Raw genomic sequence first — 21,881 nt, forward strand, 5'->3', positions numbered from 1 at the left:
CTACTAATCCTCGGGAAGCCTGCGCAGGGCAGCCGCGAACATGGCATCGGTGCCGTGCCGGTGCGGCCACAACTGCACATGGGGACCGGCGCCCAGTCCCGCGTCCACCGGCTCGAACAGCGGGCGGGCGTCCAGAACCGCTACCGGGTGTCGGCGCAGCGCATCGGCTACCACTCCCACCGTTTCGGCGAGGTGCGGCGAACAGGTCGCGTACAGCACCACCCCGCCCGGCCGGGTGAGCGCGATCGCGGCGGCCAGCAGTTCGCGTTGCAGCCGGGTGAGCACCGGCACGTCGGACGGCTGCCGTCGCCAGCGCGCTTCCGGCCGGCGGCGCAGTGCGCCCAACCCGGTACAGGGCACGTCGACCAAGACGCGGTCGAAGCCCGGTTCCAGACCCGTCTGGCGACCGTCCACCCGAAGCACCTCGACGGGCAACCCGCGGGTGTTCGCCACGACCAGGTCTGCCCGATGCTCGGCCGGTTCCACCGCGGTGACCGTCGCTCCCGATTGCGCGGCCAGGGCACCCAGCAGGGCGGTCTTGCCGCCCGGCCCGGCGCACAGGTCCAGCCATCGGCCGGTGTCGCCGTCGACCGCCGCCAGGGTCAGCGCCCGGGCCACCAATTGGCTCCCCTCGTCCTGGACCAGCGCCCGGGCGTCGCGTACCGGCGCCAGCTGGCCCGGGTCACCGCCGGGCAGGTACACCGCGTAGGGCGAATACCGCCCGACCGTGCCATGTACCGCCTCGGACAGCTCGGCAGCCGTCAGCACTCCGGGACGGGCCGCCAGATGCACCTTGGGCCGCTCGTCGTCGCTGGCCAGCATGGACTCCAGCTCGCCCGCGGCCGCACCCAGGGCGTCGGCGAAGGCCTGGGCGATCCAGCGCGGGTGGGCGTGCACGAATGCCGCATAGCCGACCGGGTCGTCGCGCGGCGCCAGCTCCTGCACCCAGGATTGTTCGTCGCGCCCCGAGATGGTCCGCAGCACGCCGTTGACGAAACCGGCTCGCGCCGAGTCGAATTCGATGCCGGCCTGGTCGACGGTGGTGGATACCGCGGCGTGTGCATCCACCCGCATGCGCAGCAGTTGATAGGCGCCCAGCCGCAGCAGGTCGAGCAGGACCGGATCGATGGTGTCGGGAGCGCGGCCGGCGGCGGCGCCGATGACGGCATCGAGCAGTCCGCGGCTGCGGCATGTTCCGTAGGTCAGCTCGGTGGCGAAAGCGGCGTCGCGGCCGGTGATCTCGCGCTCACGCAGCAATGCGGGCAGCACCAGGTTCGCATAGGCGTTGCGCTCGCTGACCGCCCGCAGCGCGTCGAATGCGGCACGACGCGCGGGATCCAGCGGTTTGCGGCGCGGCCGGTGCTGCGACTGCTTTGCTCTGCTGTCCGGACGCTTGCGATACGGCCGGGTCATGACGCCCGGATCTCGGGATCGAGCCGGGCGCCGCGTGCCCAGTCGGCGGCGTCCATCGGCTTCTTTCCCGGCGGCTGTACCTGTCCCAGCCGCACCGGTTGCGTCCCGGTGCCGACCCACACGTTCTTGCGGTCGATGTGCATCCGTCCCGGCGGCAGTGCTGCCGGCGCGCCCGGATCGGGCTGTACCGGACCGACTTTCACCCGCATGTCGCCGATGAGTGTCCAGGCGCCCGGGTTCGGCGTGACGGCACGGATCCGCCGCTCGACCACCTCGGCCGGCAGGTCCCAGCGCACCCGGGCCCGCTCGACGGTGATCTTCGGCGCCAGGCTGACCCCTTCGGCCGGTTGCGGCCGCGGGGTGAGCGCCGCGTCGGCGATGCCGTCCAAGGTGGCCGATAGCAGCTCGGCACCCGAGACGGCAAGTCGCTGCAGCAGGTCACCTGCCGTGTCGGTGGGCCGGATGGTCTCGGTGACGACGCCGTAGACCGGCCCGGAGTCCAGGCTCGGTTCGATCTGGAACGTGGTCGCTCCGGTGATGGTGTCTCCCGCGGCGATGGCGGCCTGCACCGGTGCCGCCCCGCGCCAGGCCGGCAGCAACGAGAAGTGCAGGTTGACCCAGCCGTGCGGCGGAACCGCCAGCAGCCCGGCGCCCAGCAGCGCCCCGTAGGCCACCACCGGGCAGCATTGCGGCGCCAATTCCGCCAGCTCGGCCACGAACTCCGGCGAATTCGGCCGCGCCGGCCGCAACACCGGTACGCCGCGGTCGAGCGCCTCTCGGGCCACCGGCGACGGTTCCGGTTTGCCCCGCCGGCCCGACGCCGCATCGGGGCGGGTCAGCACGGCGATGACGTCATGCCGGGGCGAGTCGAGGAGGCGACGCAGAGCGGGCAACGCGGGTTCGGGGGTACCGGCGAAGACGAGGCGCACCGGCACAGTCTATGAACCGCCGTGCGCCTGCCACGCGCGCCGCAGGGCCGCAGCGAAATTCACAGGCACTTACAATGTTACCTATGCATACTGTGTCTGTACAACACTAAAAGCAGATCTGCACTCCCTCGAAGGAGATCGACCATGACCATCGACCTACCCGTACGCGCCGACGAGACACTCGCGGCCACCCATCGGGCCATGTGGGCGCTCGGCGATTACGCCCTGATGGCCGAGGAGGTGATGGCCCCCCTGGGTCCCGTGCTGGTGACCGCCGCGGGTCTCGGACCGGGCGTGCGGGTGCTCGACGTCGCCGCCGGATCGGGCAACATCTCCCTGCCCGCCGCCCGCGCCGGTGCCACTGTCACGTCGACCGACCTCACGCCGGAACTGCTGCAGCGCTCGCAGCAACGGGCGGCCACGGAGAGCCTGAAGCTGCACTACCAGGAAGCCAACGCGCAGGCACTTCCTTTCGACGACAACACATTTGACGCGGTGATCTCCGCGATCGGGGTGATGTTCGCCCCAGACCACCAATGCGCCGCGGACGAACTCGTCCGGGTGTGCCGGCCGGGCGGCACGATCGGCCTGATCAGCTGGACGCACGAGGGATTCTTCGGCCGGATGCTGGCCACCATCCGGCCGTACCGGCCGAGCCTGTCGTCGGCCCTGCCACCGTCGGCGCTGTGGGGCCGTGAGGCCTACATCACCGGCCTGCTCGGTGATCGCGTCACCGGCGTCGACACGCGGCGCGGCCTGCTCGAGGTGACCCGGTTCGACACCGCCCAGGCTGTGCACGATTACTTCAAGAACAACTACGGCCCGACCATCGAGGCCTACGAGAACATCGGTGACAACCGGGTGCTGGCCGCCGAACTCGACACCCAACTGGTCGAGCTGGCCGCCGAATACCTGGCCGACGGCGTCATGCAGTGGGAGTACCTGCTGCTCACCGCCAACAAGAGCTGAAAGCGGGGGCGGCCCGGCGCTTACAGCTCGTGATAATCGACGTGAGCGTCGGGTTCGCCACCGGCGGCGGTGAAGGCGGTGAGTGCACGGACCAGCCCGTGGCGTTCCGCCGCCGGCATCTTCTCGACGATGCGGGCGATCTCGGCGCGCCGGTTCGCCGTCACCTTGGCGACGACTTCGCGACCGCGCTTGGTGAGCGAGGCCAGCAGTTCCCGACGGGAGGTGGGGTGCGGCAGGCGGTCGATCAGACCGGCGCTGACCAGCCTGTCGACCATTCGGCCGGTGGCCGACGGTTGCACGCCCAGCAGGGTCGCCAGGGTCGCCAGGTTCACCGGACCGCGATTGGAGAGGATGACCAGCGTGCGGAACTGCGGGATGGTGATGGTGTCGTCCACCGCCGCAATGGAATTGGCCGAAAGGCCGACCAGCACCCGAGACGCGGTCAGCAATGCGTCGGTGATCATGTCGAGCGACTCTGCCGTCGCGTTCTCTGTTGCCATCGAAGGCGCCTTCCCCTCTTTCGGGCTGGAGCAGAGAAATTGTAACAGCCCTCTACAATCGAATGCATGAATTGTTGCAATATTGAATAGTTGCTGACGGATTCTTTCCGGGTGGTCCGGACCGCCGAACCTCAGGAGATCAAGGATGACCAGCTACGTCTGCGAGGCCCCGGCGACGACGCACCGGGCCATGTGGCAACTGGGCGACTACCCAGCCTACGCCACCGAGGTGTTGGCGCCGTTGGGACCAATCCTCGTGTCCGCCACTGGAATTTGTGCCGGGGATCGGGTGCTGGACGTTGCGGCCGGCACCGGCAACGTGTCGATCCCCGCCGCGGCGACCGGTGCCCATGTGACAGCAGCCGACCTGACACCGGAGCTGCTGCGGCACGCCCAGCTGCGAGCGGCGGAGCGGGGCCTGCAGCTGCGCTGGCGGGAAGCCAACGCCGAAGCCCTGCCCTTCCGGGCCGGTGAGTTCGATGTCGTGCTCTCGTCGATCGGGGCCATGTTCGCCCCGCGCCAGCAGCGCACCGCCGACGAGTTGGCCCGGGTGTGTCGCCGGGACGGCAAGATCAGCGTGCTGAGCTGGACCCCCGACGGGTTCTACGGCCGGTTGCTCTCGGCCGTGCGGCCGTTCCGCCCCACGATGCCGCCCAGGGCACCCCACGAGGCGTGGTGGGGATGTGCGGAATACGTCAGCGTCCTGTTCGGTGACCACGTCGGCGACATCCGCACGCAAACCGGTGCACTGCGGGTCGACCGTTTCGCCGACCCCGAAGCATGTCGCGACTACTTCAAAGTGCATTACGGCCCCGTCGTCAACGCCTACCGGAACATCACCGGGGACCGGGTGCGCGTGCTGGCGCTCGATGCGGAACTTGCCGAGCTTTGTGCCGAATATCTGCAGGACGGCGTAATGAGCTGGGAATACCTGATCTTCACCGCGCGGAGGTGCTAAAGCGGGTCAATTTGCCCCGACCCGACCGGTGGACCGGCCGCCGCTCCGGCCCGCCGCTATCGCGCGCGGCTTATCCGCCCGGCGATCAGGGCCGAGCAGATCTGTCGGCCGCTGAAAATCGGGGAGGCACAGGTGATTTGGCTGCGCCGAGCCGTTAGTGGTCCTCGGTCGAATTGATTGGTCGGTGGCCCAGCTGACGGGCTTCGGGATCGGAAGTTCGATAGTGGAATCTCATTCGAGAACCCGCCGGAATACGGGAATTTAGGCGAATCGGTTTTCGCTCACCGTTTACAGCGGCGCCATTCGAGGCGTTTAGTGTGCAGAGCGCGATCTGCGGAATGGCTGTGCGTCGAGTGTGCGGAGGCTCAAATGTCGATGTTTGTGATTGCGGCGCCTGAGGTAATGGTGGCAGCGGCCAACGACATGACGGGGATCGCAGAGGCGTTGAGGGCGGCCACCGCGGCAGCGGTTCCGGCCATGACGGGGGTTGGGCCGTTGGCCGGTGATGAGGTGTCGGCGGCGGTGGCCCGGTTGTTCGGCGCGTATGCGGATGACTTTCAGGCGCTCAGCGCACGAGCGGCTGTGTTTCATGCGGGATTCGTGCAGGCGTTGGGTGCTGGTGGGTGGGCGTATGCGGAGGCTGAAGCGGCCGGCGCCGCGCCGCTTGAAGCGCTGTGGCAGGGCCGCCAGACGTTGGCGGAGCTGTCGCCGGTGAAAGCGTTGACGGGGCGCCCACTGTTCGGCGATGGCGCTAACGGGGCGCCTGGCACTGGGCAAAGTGGTGGGGACGGTGGCTGGATTGTGGGCAACGGCGGCAACGGCGGTTCCGGTGCGCCTGGACAGGCCGGCGGGCGTGGCGGGTCGGCCGGGCTGTGGGGTGCCGGCGGGGCCGGCGGGGCCGGCGGCAACGCCGTCATCGCCGGCGGGATGGGTGGGACCGGCGGGGCCGGCGGGGCCAATGGGTGGATCGGTGGCGGTTCCGGAGGGGTCGGCGGGGCCGGCGGAGTGGGTGCGCCCGGGACGCTCGGGCAGCCGGGTGGGACGGGCGGAGCCGGTGGAGCCGGCGGGGTGAACCGGCAGCTGGTGTTTGGCAACGGTGGCGCCGGTGGAGTCGGAGGTGCCGGTGGGGTGGGTGTAGCTGGCGAGGTGGGGCCCGCCGGCCTGGCCGGCGGGGGTGGCGGGACCGGTGGAGCCGGCGGGGTCGGCGGAATCGGCGGAGCCAGCCTGGCGCTGCTCGGCGGGGCCGGGGGAACTGGCGGGGCCGGCGGCTGGGGCGGGGCCGGCGGGGTCGGTGGGGAAGGCGGCTCAGCCGCGGGTCTCGGCACGGCCGGCGGCGACGGCGGGGGTGGCGGTATCGGCGGTTCCGCGGGAGCTGGTGGGGCCGGCGGCCTGGTCACCGCTCCCTTCAATTATCTGGGCAGCGCCGGAGCCGCCGGCGCCAACGGTATCGGTGGGGTCGGTGGGTCTGGAGGTACCGGCGGAGCCGGCGGCACCGGCTCAAACGGGTTGACCAGCGGAATACCGACCTCCGGCGGCCAGGGTGGCCAAGGCGGGGCCGGCGGCACCGGCGGCACCGGCGGAGCCGGCATCAACGGCATTGGCGGCGGCAACGGCGGCCAGGGCGGGGTTGGGGGGGTCGGCGGCACCGGCGGCCAAGGCGGCGCCAACAACGGCGACGTTGGGAGCGGTGTGTTGTTCGGCGGTCCCGGTGCCAAAGGTGGCATTGGCGGCACCGGCGGCGCCGCGGGGGCCGGCGGCACCGGCACTGATGGTGGTTCTGCCGGCGGGATCGGCACCGGCGGCGCCGGCGGTCAGGGCGGCGACGGCGGAGCCGGCGGCTTGGGCCGCCCGGGCTTTGCCGACCCGCTGAACCCAATTGCGGGTGACCAGGGCGGCCAGGGCGGAGCCGGCGGCACCGGCGGCACCGGCGGAGCCGGCATCAACGGCATCGGCGGCGGCCAAGGCGGCCAAGGCGGCAACGGCGGCGGCGGCGGCACCGGCGGCACCGGCGGCACCAACACCGGCAACACCGGCGGAGCCGGCGCCGACGGCGGCCAGGGCGGCACCGGCGGCACCGCCGGAGCCGCAGGCATGGGCGTCGACGGCGGCAAAGCCGGCAGCGTCGGCACCGGCGGCACCGGCGGTCTCGGCGGCAACGGCGGCGGCGGCGCCACCGCCCGCAGCGGCATCTCCGGCACCGCGCCCGTCGCAGGCGACCAGGGCGGCCAGGGCGGGGCCGGCGGCGCCGGCGGCACCGGCGGCGCCGGCATCAACGGCATCGGCGGCGGCAACGGCGGCCAAGGCGGCAATGGCGGCGGCGGCGGCACCGGCGGCAACGGCGGCACCAACACCGGCAACACCGGCGGAGCCGGCGCCGACGGCGGCCAGGGCGGCACCGGCGGCACCGCCGGAGCCGCAGGCATCGGTGTCGACGGCGGCAAAGCCGGCAGCGTCGGCACCGGCGGCACCGGCGGCCAGGGCGGCAACGGCGGCGGCGGCGCCACCGCTCTCAGCGGAATCTCCGGCACCGCGCCCGTCGCAGGCGACCAAGGCGGCCAAGGCGGGGCCGGCGGCACCGGCGGCACCGGCGGAGCCGGCATCAACGGCATCGGCGGCGGCAACGGCGGCCAAGGCGGCAACGGCGGCGGCGGCGGCAACGGCGGCACCGGCGGCGTCAACACCAGTAGCACATCCGTCAGCGCCGTCGGGGGCCAAGGCGGCAACGGCGGGGCCGGCGGTGTCGGCGGAGCACCCGGCGCCGGCAGCACCCAGGGCGGCCAAGGCGGTGACGGCGGTAACGGCGGCAACGGCGGCGCCGGAGGCCCCAACGCGTCTGGGAACGCCGCTTTGCCCGGACACTCCGGCGGCGGCGGAGGAGGAGGCGCAGGCGGCGACGGTGGCGCCGGCGGCGGCGGCGATGCCACCGGCGGCCAAGGCGGTACCGGCGGAGCCGGGGGCTTCGGTGGGATTGCCTTCACTACCAACCCCGGCGACACGGCTAGCGGCGGCTTCGGCGGTGGAGGCGGCGGCGGCGGTTTCGCAATCGGCGCAGCCGGCGGCACCGGCGGCGGAGGCGGCGGAGGCGGCGGAGGTGCGACCGGGGCACTGGGAGCCACGATCGGCGGGGGTGGAGGGGGCGGCGGCGCCGCGGGCGGCCCCGGTGGCGTGGCAGGAACCGGCGGTGATGGCGGCGACGCCTTCGCCTCAGGCTTGACCGGTAGCGGCGGAAACGGCGGCACCGGCCAGGCCGGTGGCACCGGAGGCGGCGGGGGCGGCGGCGGCAGGGTCACCGGTGCCTTCGTCAGCAATGGCGGTAACGGGTCCAGCGGCGCCGCCGGCGGCGCCGGCGGACTGGGCGGCGGGATCCCCGATAACTACAACGGCGGCAATGGCGGAAGCACGGTCGGTGCAGGCGGCAAAGGCGGCGAGTCCTTTAGAGTCTTTGCCCCGGGCAGCGACGGCGAGTCGGGGTGAACGGCTGACTGGCGTCGGCTCTTTTGAGACGGTGCCCTGCGATGATGTTCGGCGCCGGGCGCTGAAGCGACCTCAGCCGATGTGCAGGGGGTCGATCTGCACCCGAACCGGCTCATGGGCTTGCCGGGCGCTTATCACCCCCACCGCGCCGCGCAGCGCCGCCGCCAGTCGCAGGCCGTCTCCCCGACGGACCCGGATCAACATCCTGGTGACGGCGGCGTCGGCGGGGGTGCCCGGCGGGCGGCGGGCACCCGCCGGCAGATCCACCGGACCCAGCAGTTCCGCGTGGTCGGGTAATCGCGCCTCGTTGAGCAGCGCGGCCACCGCCGCGGCCGTGCCGTCCAGCGCGGCGATGTGCACGCTCGGCGGCAGGCCGACCTCGGCGCGCGCCGCCAGTTCCGCGTCGGCATGACCCACCGGATCCCAGCGGATCAATGACTGCACCGTGGCAAGCGCCGACTCGGCCACCACAGTGACCACCCCGCCGTCACCGCGGGCCCGGACCAGCGCAGCGGCGCTCATCCAGCGCCACAACGCGTGCTCGGCCGCGCGCAGATCCTGCCGGCCCAGCAGCGCCCAGGTATCCAACAGCAGGGCGGCGCCATAGCCACCGGCGGCGAACGGTTCGGCCCCGGGGGTGGCGACCACCAGCGCGGGCCTCGCCGGCACCTCCGACACGACCGTGTCGCCCGCCGAGGTCACCACCGCCGTGCCCGGAAAGGACCGGCCGAGTTCCTCTGCCGTGCGGCGGGCCCCGACCACCACCGCTCGTACGGCATCCGAACCGCACCGCGCGCAGCGCAGCGCCGGGTCGACCCGACCGCACCAACGGCACAGTGCGCCGCCGCCACGGTCGCGTACCGACAGCGGGCCGGTGCAATGGCGGCAGCGCGCGATCACGCGGCAGCGTCCGCAGGCCAGCGACGGCACATATCCTCGCCGCGGCACCTGAACCAGCACCGGCGCCCCGGCCTGCAGCGCGGACCGGGCGGCCCGCAGCGCGATCGACGGCAGCCGCGCGGTACGGGCCGCCGGGTCGCGTTCGTCGGCATATCCGCTGTCGTCGAGCGCAACGACCCGGGGCGTGCGGGCACGCACCACCGGCCGCGCGGCGACGATGTCGTGGGCCCACCCGCTGCGCACCAACGCCTGAGCTTCGGCGGTACGCGAGTAACCGCCGATCAGCGCCGCGCAGCGGGCCTGGTGCGCACGGAGCATCGCGACCTCGCGGGCATGAGGGTAGGGCGCCCGCGGCTCGGCCAGGCTGTCGTCGGCGTCGGACCACACCATCACCAGCCCCAGGTCGTTCACCGGCGCAAACACCGCGCTGCGGGTGCCGATCACGACGCGGGCGCTGCCCCGCAGCGCGGCCAGCCACCGCCGGTACCGTGCGGCAGGTCCGAGCCCTGCCGACAGCGCCACCACCGAGGCCTCGTCGACGCGCGCAATTGCCGCACGCCACAACGTGTCGATGTCGCGCTGGTCCGGAACGATCGCCAGCGCCGAGTGACCGGCCGCGACGGTCTTGGCGGCCGCTTCGGCGAAACGGTCCGCCCACTGCTCGCCCGGCAGCGCCTGCCACACCGCCCGGGCCGACCGCGATTGTGCCAGCGCGTCCAGGAATTGACCGCCGCGGCCGTAGGTCTGCCAGCCTGCCGGGTCCACCGGTTGGACCACCGGCAGGACCGGGATCGCGGTGAGCTCCTTTTCCACCCGGGCGTGCCTGGGCGGCACTGCCAGGCGCAGCACGTCCGGCCTGGTGCCGGCATATCGTGCGGCAACCGCTTCGGCCAACCGGCGGATCTCCGGAGTCAGTACTGGTTCGGCGGACACCACGCGGTCCAGCCAGCCGAGCTTGCCGTGATGATCGGTTTCGTTGCGCCGCTCCAGCACGAACGCATCGACCAGGCGGCCGTGGAAGCGCACCCGCACCCGCACTCCGGGCTGGGCGTCGTCGGACTGCTCCGGTGACACCAGATAGTCGAACTCGCGATCCAGGTGTGGCACCGACAGCATCGGGAGCACCCGGGCGATGGGTTCCACCTCGGCGACCGGGCCGGCGGAGGCGCGAGAGACGTTGCCGGGCAGACTGTTTGTTGTCACGGTGAGTACACCGTAACCAGGGACAGCGACAACTAGCTCCGGGCGGGCGCGGTCACGTCGGTGCGACCGAAGAAGAATCCGGCCGTGATCAGGATCTCGGCCGCGGCATAGGACCACCAGATCGGCACCGCCAGCGACTCGTTGCCCAGGATGAACCGGCTGATCGCGATCATCGAATCGGACGCCGCGAAGCACACCGCGCCCACCGCGGTCCAGATGGTGGGCAATTTGGCCAGCAGCGCCGTGCACACCATCGCCGACAGCACGGTGATATAGACCGTCACCGGGACGGTCAGGTTCTCGTTGCCGTTGTTCAAGTGGGGCCAGAACCAGATGAGCATCGACACCGACGCCACCACCATCACCGCGGCGGCGGCGATGCGTTGCCGCGACGGTGCGACGTGGGGTACCAGCGCACCCAGAAAACATAGGTGCGCCAATAGAAATGAGCCCAGGCCAAGGACAAACGACATGGTCCACCACGGGATCGCCAATAACCAGTCCCCCCCGGCGGAGAACAGCAGCGCCGGCACCAGCCAGCGCCGCTCGCGCGCGACCGGGTGCGCGAACGCCGCGACCATCAGCAGCAGGGCCATCGACGCCTTGAACGGCGGCTGCAGAATCCAATGCCCCGTCAGTTCACTGCCGGGCTGCAGGCGCAGCGCGATGACCGTCAGATAGATGCCGTAGGCGGTTCCCGCCCAACCGGCCGCCACCCAGGCGCCGACCATCACGCGGGATGCGTACGGTACCTCCATGCCGAATTTCGACAACACCGCCTTGGATCGGGGTAACGAGAAGCCCGGAGTCGATCCCATCCTGCTGAAGGTACTGGATGCGGTTCCCTTTCGGCTATCGACCGAGGACGGGATCGATGCGGTGCGACAGCGGCTCCGCGACCTGCCGCGCCGGGCGGTACACCCTGAACTGCGGGTGGAAGACCGTACGATCGATGGGCCGGGCGGCCCCATAGCCATCCGAATCTATTGGCCCCCATCGGGATCCGGTGTACCGGTGGTGCTGTTCTTCCACGGCGGCGGCTTTGTGATGGGCGACTTGGACACGCATGACGGCACTTCGCGGCAGCATGCCGTCGGTGCCGGTGCCATCGTCGTGTCGGTCGACTACCGTCTGGCGCCTGAGCACCCCTACCCCGCCGCCGTCGAGGATGCTTGGGCCGCAACGCGATGGGTCGCCGAGTTCGGGTCTGCGCTCGGCGCCGACACCGGCCGGATCGCCGTCGCCGGCGACTCGGCGGGCGGCACCATTGCCGCCGCCGTGGCCCAGCGGGCCCGCGACGAAGGCGCCCCCGCCATCGCCTTTCAATTGCTGTGGTACCCGTCCACCATGTGGGACCCGGCGCTGCCGTCCTTCACCGAGAACGCCGACGCGCTGATCCTGGATGCGAAGGCCATCGCGGACTTCTCCCGTTGGTACGCAGGCGAAGTCGACATGTCGAACCCGCCGGCGGCCATGGCCCCGGGACGGGCGGACAACCTCGCAGGCCTGCCGGCCGCCTATATCGCCGTCGCAGGTTTCGACCCGCTGCGCGACGATGGCATCCGATACGGCGAGCGGCTCGCCGAGGCGGGTGTCCCCACCGAGGTGCACAACGCCGAGACGATGGTGCACGGCTACGTCGGCTACGCCGGCGTGGTGCCCGCTGCCACCGACGCCATGGACCGGGGGCTGAACGCACTGCGCAATGCTTTGCATGGGTAGCCGTCGAAATGCATACCCTGGTTCCATGACGAGCGATGCCCGACCGGAAATCGATCCGCTGCTGAAGATGTTGCTCGACGCCATACCGCTGACCTTCAAAGCGGAGGACGGCGTGGAGGTTGCCCGTGCGCAACTCGCCGCGCTGAAGGTGCCCCCGGAGTTGCTGCCGGATCTGCGCATCGAGGACCGCAGAGTCGGCTACGGCGAACTGAGCGACATCCCGGTGCGGATCTACTGGCCCCCCACCGCCGCGCAGGACAACCTGCCGGTGGTCGTCTTCTACCACGGTGGTGGGTGGGCGCTCGGGAATCTGGACACCCATGACCATGTCGCACGCGCCCACGCGGTCGGAGCCGACGCCATCGTGGTGTCGGTGGACTACCGGCTGGCGCCCGAACATCCACACCCGGCCGCGGTCGAGGACAGCTGGGCGGCCTTGCAGTGGGTGGGCGAGAACGCCGCTGAGCTCGGGGGTGACCCGAACCGGATCGCCGTCGCCGGCGATTCCGCGGGCGGCAACATCTCGGCCATCATGGCCCATCTGGCCCGTGACCAGGGCGCACCGAACCTGGCCTTCCAGTTGCTGTGGTACCCGTCGTGCATCGGCGACCGGACGCTGCCGTCGTTCATCGAGAACGCCAACGCGCACATCCTCGACGACGACGTGATCGACGCGTTCCTGAGCTGGTATGTCCCGCACATCGACGTCAGTGACTACACCACCCTGCCGATCAGCCTAGCCCCGGGCAACGGCGTCCTGACCGACCTGCCGCCGGCGTTCATCGGCACGGCCCATCACGATCCGCTGCGCGACGACGGAGCGCGGTATGCGGAGTTACTCCGCGAGGCCGGCGTTTCGGTGGAGTTGGTCAACGAGCCGAACATGGTGCACGGCTACGTCAGTTTCGGCCTGGTGGTGCCGGCCGCCGCCGAGGCGACCAACCGCGGTCTGACAGCGTTGAGGAAGTCGTTGTACCCGTGAGAGTTGCTCTCTGACAGTCTCTTCCGCGGATTGCGCGGAAGAGCCCACCCTAACGCGGCGCTGGCAATACGATTGTCCGATCGGGCTTGACGCTACCTGTCGGGAGGTACGCAAATGTCGTATGTGATCGCGGCGCCGGAGTGGGTAACGGCCGCGGCTTCGGACCTGGCCGGCATCGGGTCGACGCTCAGCGCGGCCAACGCCGCCGCAGTGTTGCCCACCAGTTCAGTGCTGGCGGCCGGCGCTGACGAAGTGTCTGTGCTCATCGCCGCGATGTTCGGCGGCCACGCGCAGGCCTACCAAGCGTTGAGCGCGCGGGCATCGGCCTTCCACGCGCAGTTCATCGAGTTGATGAGCGGCGGTGCCGGCGCGTATGCGGCCGCTGAAGCAGCCAATGTCGAGCAGACCCTGCTCAATGCCGTTAACACTCCCACTCAGCTCGTGCTCGGGCGCCCGCTGATCGGCAACGGCGCAGACGGCGCCACGCCCGGGGCGGCCGGCGGGGCCGGCGGACTGCTGTATGGCAATGGCGGCAACGGCGCGGCCGGAGTGAACGCCGGGGTGGCCGGAGGCGCGGGCGGGGCAGCGGGGCTGATCGGCAACGGCGGGGCCGGCGGAGTCGGCGGTGTCGGGGCGGCAGGTGGCGCGGGCGGCAATGGCGGTTGGCTGTACGGCAGCGGCGGGGCCGGTGGTGCCGGCGGGGTGGGCGCGACCGTCACGACCGGGCCCGGCGGTCCCGGCGGCATGGGTGGAGCCGGCGGTGCCGGCGGACTGTTCGGCAATGGTGGGGTCGGTGGACAAGGCGGCCAGGGTGGAACCAATCCGAGCGACGTCACATTGGGTGGCCCCGGTGGCATCGGCGGGGCAGGTGGATCCGCTTTCTTCGGCAATGGTGGGACCGGTGGGTCAGGTGGGCTAGGTGGCGTCGGTCTCGGTGGCGGTGGTCTCAGCGGCGCGGGCGGCGAGGGCGGTTCGGTACAACTCGTCGGCCACGGCGGCACCGGGGGGACCGGCGGGAACGCCGTCGGTGGCGGCGGTGGCGGCGGTGCGGGTGGTGCCGGCGGTTCGGTTGGCCTGTTCGGCGACGGCGGCATGGGTGGTGCCGGCGGAACCGGCTGGTCCAGCAACGGCGGCAGCGGCGGTAACGGCGGCGTCGGCGGCCTGCTGTATGGCGGCGGAGGCGGCGGCGGGTCCGGTGGATCGATCGTCGACACCAGCAGCTATAGGGGCGGCGACGGCGGTGCCGGCGGCGGAGCCCGGCTATTTGGTAACGGCGGGACCGGCGGCGCGGGCGGCAACGGCAACGGCGGGGGTGGTCACGGCGGTGCGGGCGGCGTCGCGGGCCAGTTCGGAAACGGCGGGGCCGGCGGAAACGCCGGGAGCGCAGCCGGCGGACGCGAGGCCGGCGGCATCGGCGGCGCCGGTGGGTCCGCCAAGCTCTTCGGCAACGGCGGGGCCGGTGGCGCCGGTGGGACCAGCGGCTTCGACCCGTGGGTCCTCGCCGGCATCAAGGGCGGGACGGGTGGTGCCGGCGGAACGGCCGGCTTGATCGGCGCGGGTGGGTCAGGCGGTGCTGGGGGTGCCGGAGGAAGTGGCGGCATGTTCATCAATGCCGACGGTGGTACTGGCGGGACGGGTGGCGTTGGCGGGGCCGCCGGGCTGCTGGGCAACGGTGGCGACGGCGGCAACGGCGGTCCGGGTGGGGCCCCGGGGGCTGGAGGCAACGGCGGCGGCGGTGGGGCCGGCGGCAACGCCGGAGCGCGCGGGCAACTGCTGGGCGGCTCCGGCGCCACCGGGCTCCCGGGTACCCCCGGCTGAAACGGACATGGCCAGCGTCAACGTGGATACCCCCTCGGGGTAACGCCATACCAGCGTTTGACCCCGTGCGAAGGTAGAGACTCCGGATCGTCAAGACCCACCGGCGCGCGGTTGGATCCCGGCGGCCGCGCGAATCGGGCCGTACTCGTGATCGCTGCCATCATGAGCCAACGCTTCCGCTTCGCCCAGGAACCTGGCCATCCCGTCGAACTCGAAGCAACATTGAGGTTGCGCCCCAAGTGCGGGGTCCACCTCCTCGCAGAGAGCCGTCCATGACCATCACACCCGATCACCAGATCCTGATCGTCGGCGCCGGATTCTCCGGCATCGGCGCCGCCATCAAGCTCGACGAGGCGGGATTCACCGATTACCTCATTGTCGAAGCCGGCGACGGCGTCGGCGGCACCTGGTACTGGAACACCTACCCCGGTATCGCCGTGGACATTCCGTCGTTCTCCTACCAGTTCTCCTTCGAGCAGAGCCCGGACTGGTCGCGTACCTACGCCCCCGGGCGGGAACTCAGGGCTTACGCCGAACACTGTGTGGACAAGTACCGGTTGCGGTCCCGAATCCGGTTCAACACCAAGGTGATCGCCGCCGAGTTCGATGAGCAGCACGGCCTGTGGCGGGTACAGACCGACCCGGGCGGCGAGGTCACCGCCCGCTTCATCATCAGCGCGAGTGGCGTCCTGACGGTGCCGAAGCCGCCCGACATCGACGGGGTCGACTCGTTTGACGGCATCACCATGCACACCGCGCGCTGGGACCACACCCAGGACCTCACCGGCAAGCGCGTCGCGATCATCGGCACCGGCGCCTCGGCCGTGCAAATCATTCCGGAGATCGCACCAAAGGTCGCCCGGCTCATCGTCTTTCAGCGCACACCGATCTGGTGCTTCCCCAAGTTCGACGTCGCGCTGCCGGCCGCCGCCCGGTGGGCCATGCGGATACCCGGCGGCAAAGCGGTGCAGCGGGCACTCAGCCAAGCCTTCGTCGAGGCGACCTTCCCGATCTCGGCGCACTACTTCAAGGTGTTCCCACTGGCCAGGTGGATGGCCGCGGCGGGACGGCGCTATCTGCGTCAAGAAGTCACCGACCCGGACGTGCGCGAGCGGCTCACGCCGAAGTATGCGGTGGGCTGCAAACGGCCGGGCTTCCACAACACCTACCTGTCCACGTTCAACCGCGACAACGTGCAGCTGGTCACCAGCCCCATCGACAAGATCACCCCGTCGGCGGTGGCGACCGCGGACGGCATCTGCCACGACGTCGACGTGCTGATCCTGGCCACCGGTTTCAAGGTGCTCGACGCCGACGACGTACTGACCTACGCGGTGACCGGCACCGGTGGCCAGTCGTTGAGCCGCTTCTGGGACGAGCACCGCACCCAGGCCTACGAAGGTGTCAGCATCCCGGGCTACCCCAACTTCTTCGCCGTGTTCGGGCCGTACGGGTACGTCGGGTCGTCATATTTCGCGCTCATCGAGACCCAGACCCACCACATCCTGCGTTGCCTGAAAAGGGCCCGCGACCGGGGCGCAACGCGTATCGAGGTCACCGAGGAAGCCAACGACCGCTACTTCGCCGAGATGATGCGCCGGCGCTACCGCCAGGTGTTCTGGCAGGACAGCTGCCGGCTGGCCAACAGCTACTACTTCGACAAGAACGGCGACGTGCCGCTGCGGCCCACCACCACGGTCGAAGCCTACTGGCGCAGCAGACATTTCGACCTGGACGACTACCGGTTCGCCGGTTAGACGCCCGGCGGGCGCGTGGCCGGCGCGTGGCCCGGCGCGACTTTGACACCAGCCACCCGACACGCCGGCGGGGATGTGCGTGGCTTCAATTTCGGCGCACCGGTCGGGCGGCGGTGAACCCCCCCGCTAGGCACCCGGCGGCAACCTAATGGATCGGTGCTCCAACCGGCACGACATCCCATCAGCGCTACAGGTCACCTCACCCACCGGCCAGGGCACGATCTAGCGGTAGGAGTCCAAATCCCACTCCGGGCTCACAAAGTGCTCACTGGCCGGCGGCTCGGTTGATCAGCCTGCCCCGGCGAAAGGAAAATCCCCGTCAACGGCGCGCTGATCGAGACCCATTAGGCTCAGCGCATGGCGAAAGTGTTCTCCCATATCGACGAGTCGCTGCGGGCGTTCATCGGCGAGCAGGCGATGTTCTTCGTTGCCACCGCCCCGTCGGAAGGCGGTCGAATCAACCTGTCGCCCAAGGGATACGCCGACACCTTCGCGGTGCTCGACGACCACACCGTGGCCTACCTCGATCTGTTCGGCAGCGGCGTGGAAACCATTGCGCACCTGCGCGACAACGGCCGCATCACGCTGATGTTCTGCTCGTTCACCCGTAACTCACGCATCCTGCGACTGTTCGGCACCGGGCGGGTGTTGCGCCCCGACGATGACGAATTCACCCGCGTGCGATCCCATTTCGGTGACCTGCGGCCGGGGGTGCGGGCGGCCATCGTCGTCGACGTGGAACGGATTGCCGACGCATGCGGGTTCGCGGTGCCCTACTACGAGCTCATCGAGGACCGGCCGGTGCTCGACAACTACCACGGCAAGCAACCCGACGAAGCCTACGCGCGCATCGTCGGGCGCAATCAGCACAGCATCGACGGCCTGACCGGCCTGGATCCGGATCACCCGTTGCCACCGCGTTAAGGGGCCAGCAGACGCGAAAGCCCCCGAAAACCGCGGTTTTCGGGGGCTTTTGCGTCTGCTCGCGGAGAAACTAGATCGCGCGCTTGAGGTCGTCGACCTTGTTCAGCTGCTCCCAGGGCAACTCGACGTCGGTGCGCCCGAAGTGGCCGTACGCGGCGGTCTGCGCGTAAATGGGGCGCAGCAGGTCGAGGTCGCGGATGATCGCACCGGGCCGCAGGTCGAACACCTCCGGGATGATCTTTTCGATCTTGACCGGGTCGACGGCTTCGGTGCCGAACGTCTCGATGAACAGCCCGACCGGGGCGGCCTTGCCGATGGCGTAGGCGACCTGCACCTCCACCCGCTCGGCCAGTCCGGCGGCTACCACGTTCTTGGCCACCCAGCGCATGGCGTATGCCGCCGAGCGGTCCACCTTGGACGGGTCCTTGCCGGAGAACGCGCCGCCTCCGTGACGTGCCCAGCCGCCATAGGTGTCGACGATGATCTTGCGCCCGGTCAGGCCCGCGTCACCCATCGGCCCGCCCAGCACGAACTTGCCGGTCGGGTTGACCAGTACGCGGGTCGACGACGAGTCCAGGGTTTCGTGCGCCAGCTCCTCCAGAACGCTGTTGAGCACGTGGCGGCGGATGTCGGGGTCCAACGTCTTTTCCAGGTCGATGCCGTCGGCGTGCTGGGTGGAAACCACCACGGTGTCCAGCCGCACCGGGACGTTGTCCTCGTAGGCGATGGTGACCTGTGTCTTGCCGTCCGGACGCAGGTAGTCCAGCGTGCCGTTCTTGCGGACCTCGGTCAGCTTCCGCGACAGCCGATGGGCCAGCGCGATGGGCAGCGGCATAAGTTCCGGAGTGTCGCTGATCGCGTACCCGAACATCAGGCCCTGGTCGCCGGCTCCCTGGGAGTCCAACGGGTCGGCCGCGCCCTCGACACGGGCCTCGTGGGCGGTGTCGACGCCCTGGGCGATGTCCGGTGACTGCGCACCGATGCCGATGTTGACGCCGCAAGACGCGCCGTCAAACCCTTTGTCCGACGAGTCGTAGCCGATGTCCAGAATGCGGGCGCGCACCGTGTTCGCGATGTCGGCGAACGCCTCCTTCGCCGAGGTGGTCACCTCCCCCACCACGTGCACCTGGCCGGTGGTCACCAGCGTCTCGACCGCGACACGTGAGCGCGGGTCGCCCGCCAGCAGCGCGTCGAGGACCGAGTCACTGATCGCGTCACAGATCTTGTCTGGATGCCCCTCGGTCACCGACTCACTGGTAAATAGCCGACCCTTCTCGCTCACCCTGGTCCGTCCTTCCACTGATCTCCACCCAGTTGTTAGCTAGGCGAATTATTATTCGTTGCCCCTTAGCAAACCGGATTTCCTTGCCAGTCTGCAAATTCTCGGGGAGTCCCGAAGGGCTACGCTGCCCGGCACACGTTATCTGTCCTGGCCGACGTCCCCGTGCAGAAACGTGGCGATGGCGTCCACGATACGGCTCGCCATCAACGTCTTGGACCCGTGCTGCAGCGCCGACTCGGTTCCGTCCGCCGCCAGCAGCCAGCCGTCGTTGCTGTCCACCTCGAACGCCCTGCCGTCGCCGACGGCGTTGACGACCAGCAGATCGCACCCCTTGCGCCGCAACTTGGCGCGGGCGTGGAAAAGCACGTCACCGTTGGCGTCACCGGTCTCGGCCGCAAACCCGACGATCGCCCGCATATTGGGCAGCTGGCCGTGCGAGCGGGCCTGCACCGCACCGGCCAGCACGTCGTCGTTGCGGACCAGTTCGATGGGCGGGGGGCCCGCCTGACTGTCCGGATTCTTCTTGATTTTGGCAGTGGCAATCTGGGTGGGCCGGAAGTCGGCCACCGCGGCCGCCATGACCAGCACATTGGCTTCCGGGGCGTGCTTGGACACGGCACTGCCGAGCTGTTCGGCGGAACTGACGTGCACCACGTTCACCCCGGCGGGGTCGATGAGTCCCGCGGTGTGGCCGGCGATGAGCGTCACCTCGGCCCCGCGCTGGGCCGCCACCCGCGCGACGGCATAGCCCTGCTTGCCCGAGCTGCGGTTACCGATGAAGCGCACCGGATCGATCGCCTCCCGGGTGCCACCGGCCGTCACCAGCACCTTGCAGCCCGCCAGGTCGTACGGCAGCGCATCGTGGCGCTCCAGCAGCAGCTGGGCGAAGGTGGTGATCTCCTCGGCCTCGGGCAGGCGGCCGGCGCCGCTGTCCGAACCGGTAAGCCGACCGGACGCGGGCTCGAGCACCACCGCACCGCGCCGGCGCAGCATGGCGACGTTGTCGACGGTGGCCGGATGCAACCACATCTCGGTGTGCATGGCCGGTGCGAACAGCACCGGGCACCGCGCGGTGAGCAGGGTTCCGGTCAGCAGGTCGTCGGCCCGGCCGGCGACCGCGCGGGCCAGCAGATCGGCGGTCGCGGGTGCGACCACCACCAGGTCGGCCTGCTGGCCGAGGCGGACGTGCGGCACCTCCGGCACATCCTCGAAGACCCCGGTGCGCACCGGATGGCCGGACAGCGCCTCGAAGGTGGCGGCGCCGACGAAGCGCAGCGCGGAGTCGGTGGGAATGACCCGGACCTGGTGGCCGGCTTCGGCGAGCTGACGGACAACAGTGCAGGCCTTGTAGGCCGCGATACCGCCGGAGACGCCGACTACGACGCGTCTGGGGCTCCGCTTGCTGCGCTCACTGTCCATGACCGCGCCGGAGCCCGTTACTCGCCCTCGGTGTGCTCGAGCAGGTCGGCGTGGATCTCCCGCATCGCGATCGAGAGCGGCTTTTCCTGCAAGCCGGGCTCGACCAGCGGGCCGACGTACTCGAGGATGCCCTCGCCGAGCTGGTTGTAGTAGTCGTTGATCTGCCGGGCCCGCTTGGCCGCGTAGATCACCAGCGCATATTTGCTCGAGACGCGGTCCAGCAACTCGTCGATGGGCGGGTTCGTGATGCCCAACGGGGTGTCGTAGGCGCCGGCCCCCCGGGCCGACGGATCGAACTGATCCACGGCGGTCAACGACGTGTCGGACTGCGGAATGGTCACGAAATAATCTCCTGGCGGCTCGAACGTTCCTGCTGCGGTGAACTGTCTTGAACGGTGGAAAAATCAGATTCTGAAATTCGGGGAGCCGCTATACAGCGTCGGGGACGGTTCCCACCAGCAAGGATACCAATTCGGCGCACGCAGACTCTAATCGACTGTTCACCACCACCATGTCGAAGTCGCCCTGCGCGGCCAATTCGACCCGCGCGGTCTCCAGCCGGCGGCGGATGACGTCCGGAGTCTCGGTGCCCCGGCCGACCAGCCGGGCCTGCAGATCCGCCCAGCTCGGTGGGGCCAGAAAGACGGTCAGCGCCTCCGGCATGGCCTGCTTGACTGCGCGGGCACCGGCCAGATCGACCTCGATGAGCACCGGAAGGCCGGCTGCCGTGGCTGCGCGCACCGGCTGGGCCAGAGTGCCCGACCGGTGCAATCCCCCGTGGATTTCCGCCCATTCCAGCAGTTCGCCCCGATCGATCAGCTGCTGGAAACGGGCCGGACTGACGAAGTGATAGTCGACGCCATCGACCTCCCCCGGCCTTGGTGACCGCGTCGTGGCCGAGACGCTGAAGTGCAGGTTCGGTATCCGCTCGCGCAGGCATCGAACCACCGTCGACTTGCCGACCGCGGAGGGACCGGACAGCACAACCACCCGTCCTGCGTCCGGTCCCCCGCCGGCGCTCACCGGCGCTCCTGGGTCGGTCGCCCGACTAGGAGCCGAACTTTTCCAGCAGGGCCTTGCGCTGACGGTCACCCAGGCCACGCAGGCGACGGGTCGGCGCGATCTCGAGCTCGGTCATGATTTCCTGCGCCTTGACCTTGCCCACCTTAGGCAACGCCTCCAGCAGCGCAGACACCTTCATCTTGCCCAGAACTTCATCGCTCTCGGCATCCTTGAGCACCTGGGTGAGGTTGGTGCCGCCACGCTTGAGCCGATCCTTGAGCTCAGCTCGTGCTCGACGTGCGGCAGCAGCCTTCTCCAACGCGGCCGCGCGCTGCTCGTCGGTCAACTGGGGAAGGGCCACGATTCCTCCGTCTCTCAGCGATATCTCGTCGGATATCTGTCGATCTACTTTGTCTCGGCCGGGTACTCCAGCCAGCGCAGACGACCGTACTCACGCTTCGGAACGAAATCTAACCCGACCCCCCGGTTCACGGGTCATTTGTCCAGCGTGAGTCCCTCGGCGACGCGCCGGGGGCGGCTGAGCGACGGTCCGCCCGGGGACGTCGACGGGGGCCGAACGGCACTGCGCGAAAGCCCCGGCCCCACCGTCGCCCGGCCTGCAAAAACGC

The 21,881-nt window shown here is 70.2% G+C and carries 18 protein-coding genes; 8 read left to right on the forward strand and 10 right to left on the reverse strand.

Features of this window, described 5'->3' with window-relative positions; genetic code table 11:
• Positions 1-3: 3 nt before the first annotated feature.
• Together AC5Y7D_RS06990 and fmt are read right to left on the reverse strand one after the other, a co-directional pair.
• Positions 4-1,413 carry an RsmB/NOP family class I SAM-dependent RNA methyltransferase gene (locus AC5Y7D_RS06990; RefSeq protein ID WP_499922572.1) on the reverse strand — a complete coding sequence of 470 codons (1,410 nt, stop codon included), beginning with the start codon at positions 1,411-1,413 and terminating at the stop codon, positions 4-6.
• Positions 1,410-2,342, reverse strand: coding sequence for a methionyl-tRNA formyltransferase (gene fmt, locus AC5Y7D_RS06995; RefSeq protein WP_499922573.1), 933 nt, complete (start codon positions 2,340-2,342; stop codon positions 1,410-1,412). Before fmt ends, AC5Y7D_RS06990 begins: the two co-directional genes overlap by 4 nt.
• 144 nt (positions 2,343-2,486) lie before the next feature.
• On the opposite strand from fmt, the gene AC5Y7D_RS07000 reads away from it, so the two are divergent.
• Positions 2,487-3,311 (forward strand): class I SAM-dependent methyltransferase, encoded by an 825-nt coding sequence (locus AC5Y7D_RS07000; protein ID WP_499922574.1) that lies wholly within the window; start codon positions 2,487-2,489, stop codon positions 3,309-3,311.
• Between the two features lie 20 nt (positions 3,312-3,331).
• On the opposite strand, the gene AC5Y7D_RS07005 is transcribed toward AC5Y7D_RS07000, so the two are convergent.
• On the reverse strand, positions 3,332-3,811 hold the full coding sequence (locus tag AC5Y7D_RS07005; RefSeq protein WP_499922575.1) for a MarR family transcriptional regulator: 480 nt from the start codon (positions 3,809-3,811) through the stop codon (positions 3,332-3,334).
• Positions 3,812-3,956: 145 nt separating this feature from the next.
• Between AC5Y7D_RS07005 and AC5Y7D_RS07010 the strand changes: the two genes are divergently transcribed.
• Both AC5Y7D_RS07010 and AC5Y7D_RS07015 read left to right on the forward strand, forming a co-directional pair.
• Complete coding sequence (locus AC5Y7D_RS07010; RefSeq protein ID WP_499922576.1) at positions 3,957-4,769, forward strand: class I SAM-dependent methyltransferase; 813 nt, start codon at positions 3,957-3,959, stop codon at positions 4,767-4,769.
• 369 nt (positions 4,770-5,138) lie between these two features.
• Positions 5,139-8,243 (forward strand): PE family protein, encoded by a 3,105-nt coding sequence (locus tag AC5Y7D_RS07015; RefSeq protein ID WP_499922577.1) that lies wholly within the window; start codon positions 5,139-5,141, stop codon positions 8,241-8,243.
• A 72-nt stretch (positions 8,244-8,315) separates the two neighbouring features.
• Here AC5Y7D_RS07015 and AC5Y7D_RS07020 read toward each other — a convergent pair whose 3' ends face one another.
• Together AC5Y7D_RS07020 and AC5Y7D_RS07025 are read right to left on the reverse strand one after the other, a co-directional pair.
• The gene (locus AC5Y7D_RS07020; RefSeq protein WP_499922711.1) at positions 8,316-10,259 is read right to left on the reverse strand and encodes a primosomal protein N'; all 1,944 of its coding nucleotides are present in this window, start codon (positions 10,257-10,259) and stop codon (positions 8,316-8,318) included.
• A gap of 119 nt (positions 10,260-10,378) precedes the next feature.
• On the reverse strand, positions 10,379-11,104 hold the full coding sequence (locus tag AC5Y7D_RS07025) for a lysoplasmalogenase (RefSeq protein WP_499922578.1): 726 nt from the start codon (positions 11,102-11,104) through the stop codon (positions 10,379-10,381).
• On the opposite strand from AC5Y7D_RS07025, the gene lipI reads away from it, so the two are divergent.
• From lipI to AC5Y7D_RS07050, 5 genes are all read left to right on the forward strand, one after another.
• Positions 11,103-12,068, forward strand: coding sequence for an esterase LipI (gene lipI / locus AC5Y7D_RS07030; protein ID WP_499922579.1), 966 nt, complete (start codon positions 11,103-11,105; stop codon positions 12,066-12,068). The genes AC5Y7D_RS07025 and lipI overlap by 2 nt on opposite strands.
• Before the next feature lie 25 nt (positions 12,069-12,093).
• Positions 12,094-13,050, forward strand: a complete 957-nt coding sequence (locus tag AC5Y7D_RS07035) for an alpha/beta hydrolase (RefSeq protein ID WP_499922580.1) — start codon at positions 12,094-12,096, stop codon at positions 13,048-13,050.
• Between the two features lie 114 nt (positions 13,051-13,164).
• On the forward strand, positions 13,165-14,868 hold the full coding sequence (locus tag AC5Y7D_RS07040) for a PE family protein (RefSeq protein WP_499922581.1): 1,704 nt from the start codon (positions 13,165-13,167) through the stop codon (positions 14,866-14,868).
• A 272-nt stretch (positions 14,869-15,140) separates the two neighbouring features.
• Positions 15,141-16,625 (forward strand): flavin-containing monooxygenase, encoded by a 1,485-nt coding sequence (locus AC5Y7D_RS07045; protein WP_499922582.1) that lies wholly within the window; start codon positions 15,141-15,143, stop codon positions 16,623-16,625.
• A 357-nt stretch (positions 16,626-16,982) separates the two neighbouring features.
• On the forward strand, positions 16,983-17,549 hold the full coding sequence (locus AC5Y7D_RS07050) for a pyridoxamine 5'-phosphate oxidase family protein (protein WP_499922583.1): 567 nt from the start codon (positions 16,983-16,985) through the stop codon (positions 17,547-17,549).
• Positions 17,550-17,619: 70 nt separating this feature from the next.
• On the opposite strand, the gene metK is transcribed toward AC5Y7D_RS07050, so the two are convergent.
• From metK to mihF, 5 genes are all read right to left on the reverse strand, one after another.
• A complete protein-coding gene (metK, locus tag AC5Y7D_RS07055) occupies positions 17,620-18,831 on the reverse strand; it encodes a methionine adenosyltransferase (RefSeq protein WP_499922584.1) in 1,212 nt (403 codons plus the stop codon).
• Positions 18,832-18,969: 138 nt separating this feature from the next.
• Positions 18,970-20,250 carry a bifunctional phosphopantothenoylcysteine decarboxylase/phosphopantothenate--cysteine ligase CoaBC gene (coaBC, locus tag AC5Y7D_RS07060; protein WP_499922585.1) on the reverse strand — a complete coding sequence of 427 codons (1,281 nt, stop codon included), beginning with the start codon at positions 20,248-20,250 and terminating at the stop codon, positions 18,970-18,972.
• 17 nt (positions 20,251-20,267) lie between these two features.
• Positions 20,268-20,591: a DNA-directed RNA polymerase subunit omega gene (gene rpoZ / locus AC5Y7D_RS07065; protein WP_499922586.1), complete on the reverse strand. Its 324-nt coding sequence runs from the start codon at positions 20,589-20,591 to the stop codon at positions 20,268-20,270.
• Between the two features lie 88 nt (positions 20,592-20,679).
• Positions 20,680-21,273 carry a guanylate kinase gene (gmk, locus tag AC5Y7D_RS07070; protein WP_499922587.1) on the reverse strand — a complete coding sequence of 198 codons (594 nt, stop codon included), beginning with the start codon at positions 21,271-21,273 and terminating at the stop codon, positions 20,680-20,682.
• 25 nt (positions 21,274-21,298) lie between these two features.
• Positions 21,299-21,613, reverse strand: a complete 315-nt coding sequence (gene mihF / locus AC5Y7D_RS07075; protein ID WP_036355303.1) for an integration host factor, actinobacterial type — start codon at positions 21,611-21,613, stop codon at positions 21,299-21,301.
• Positions 21,614-21,881 lie beyond the last annotated feature (268 nt).

The organism is Mycobacterium sp. NGS49 (genome assembly GCF_059812565.1).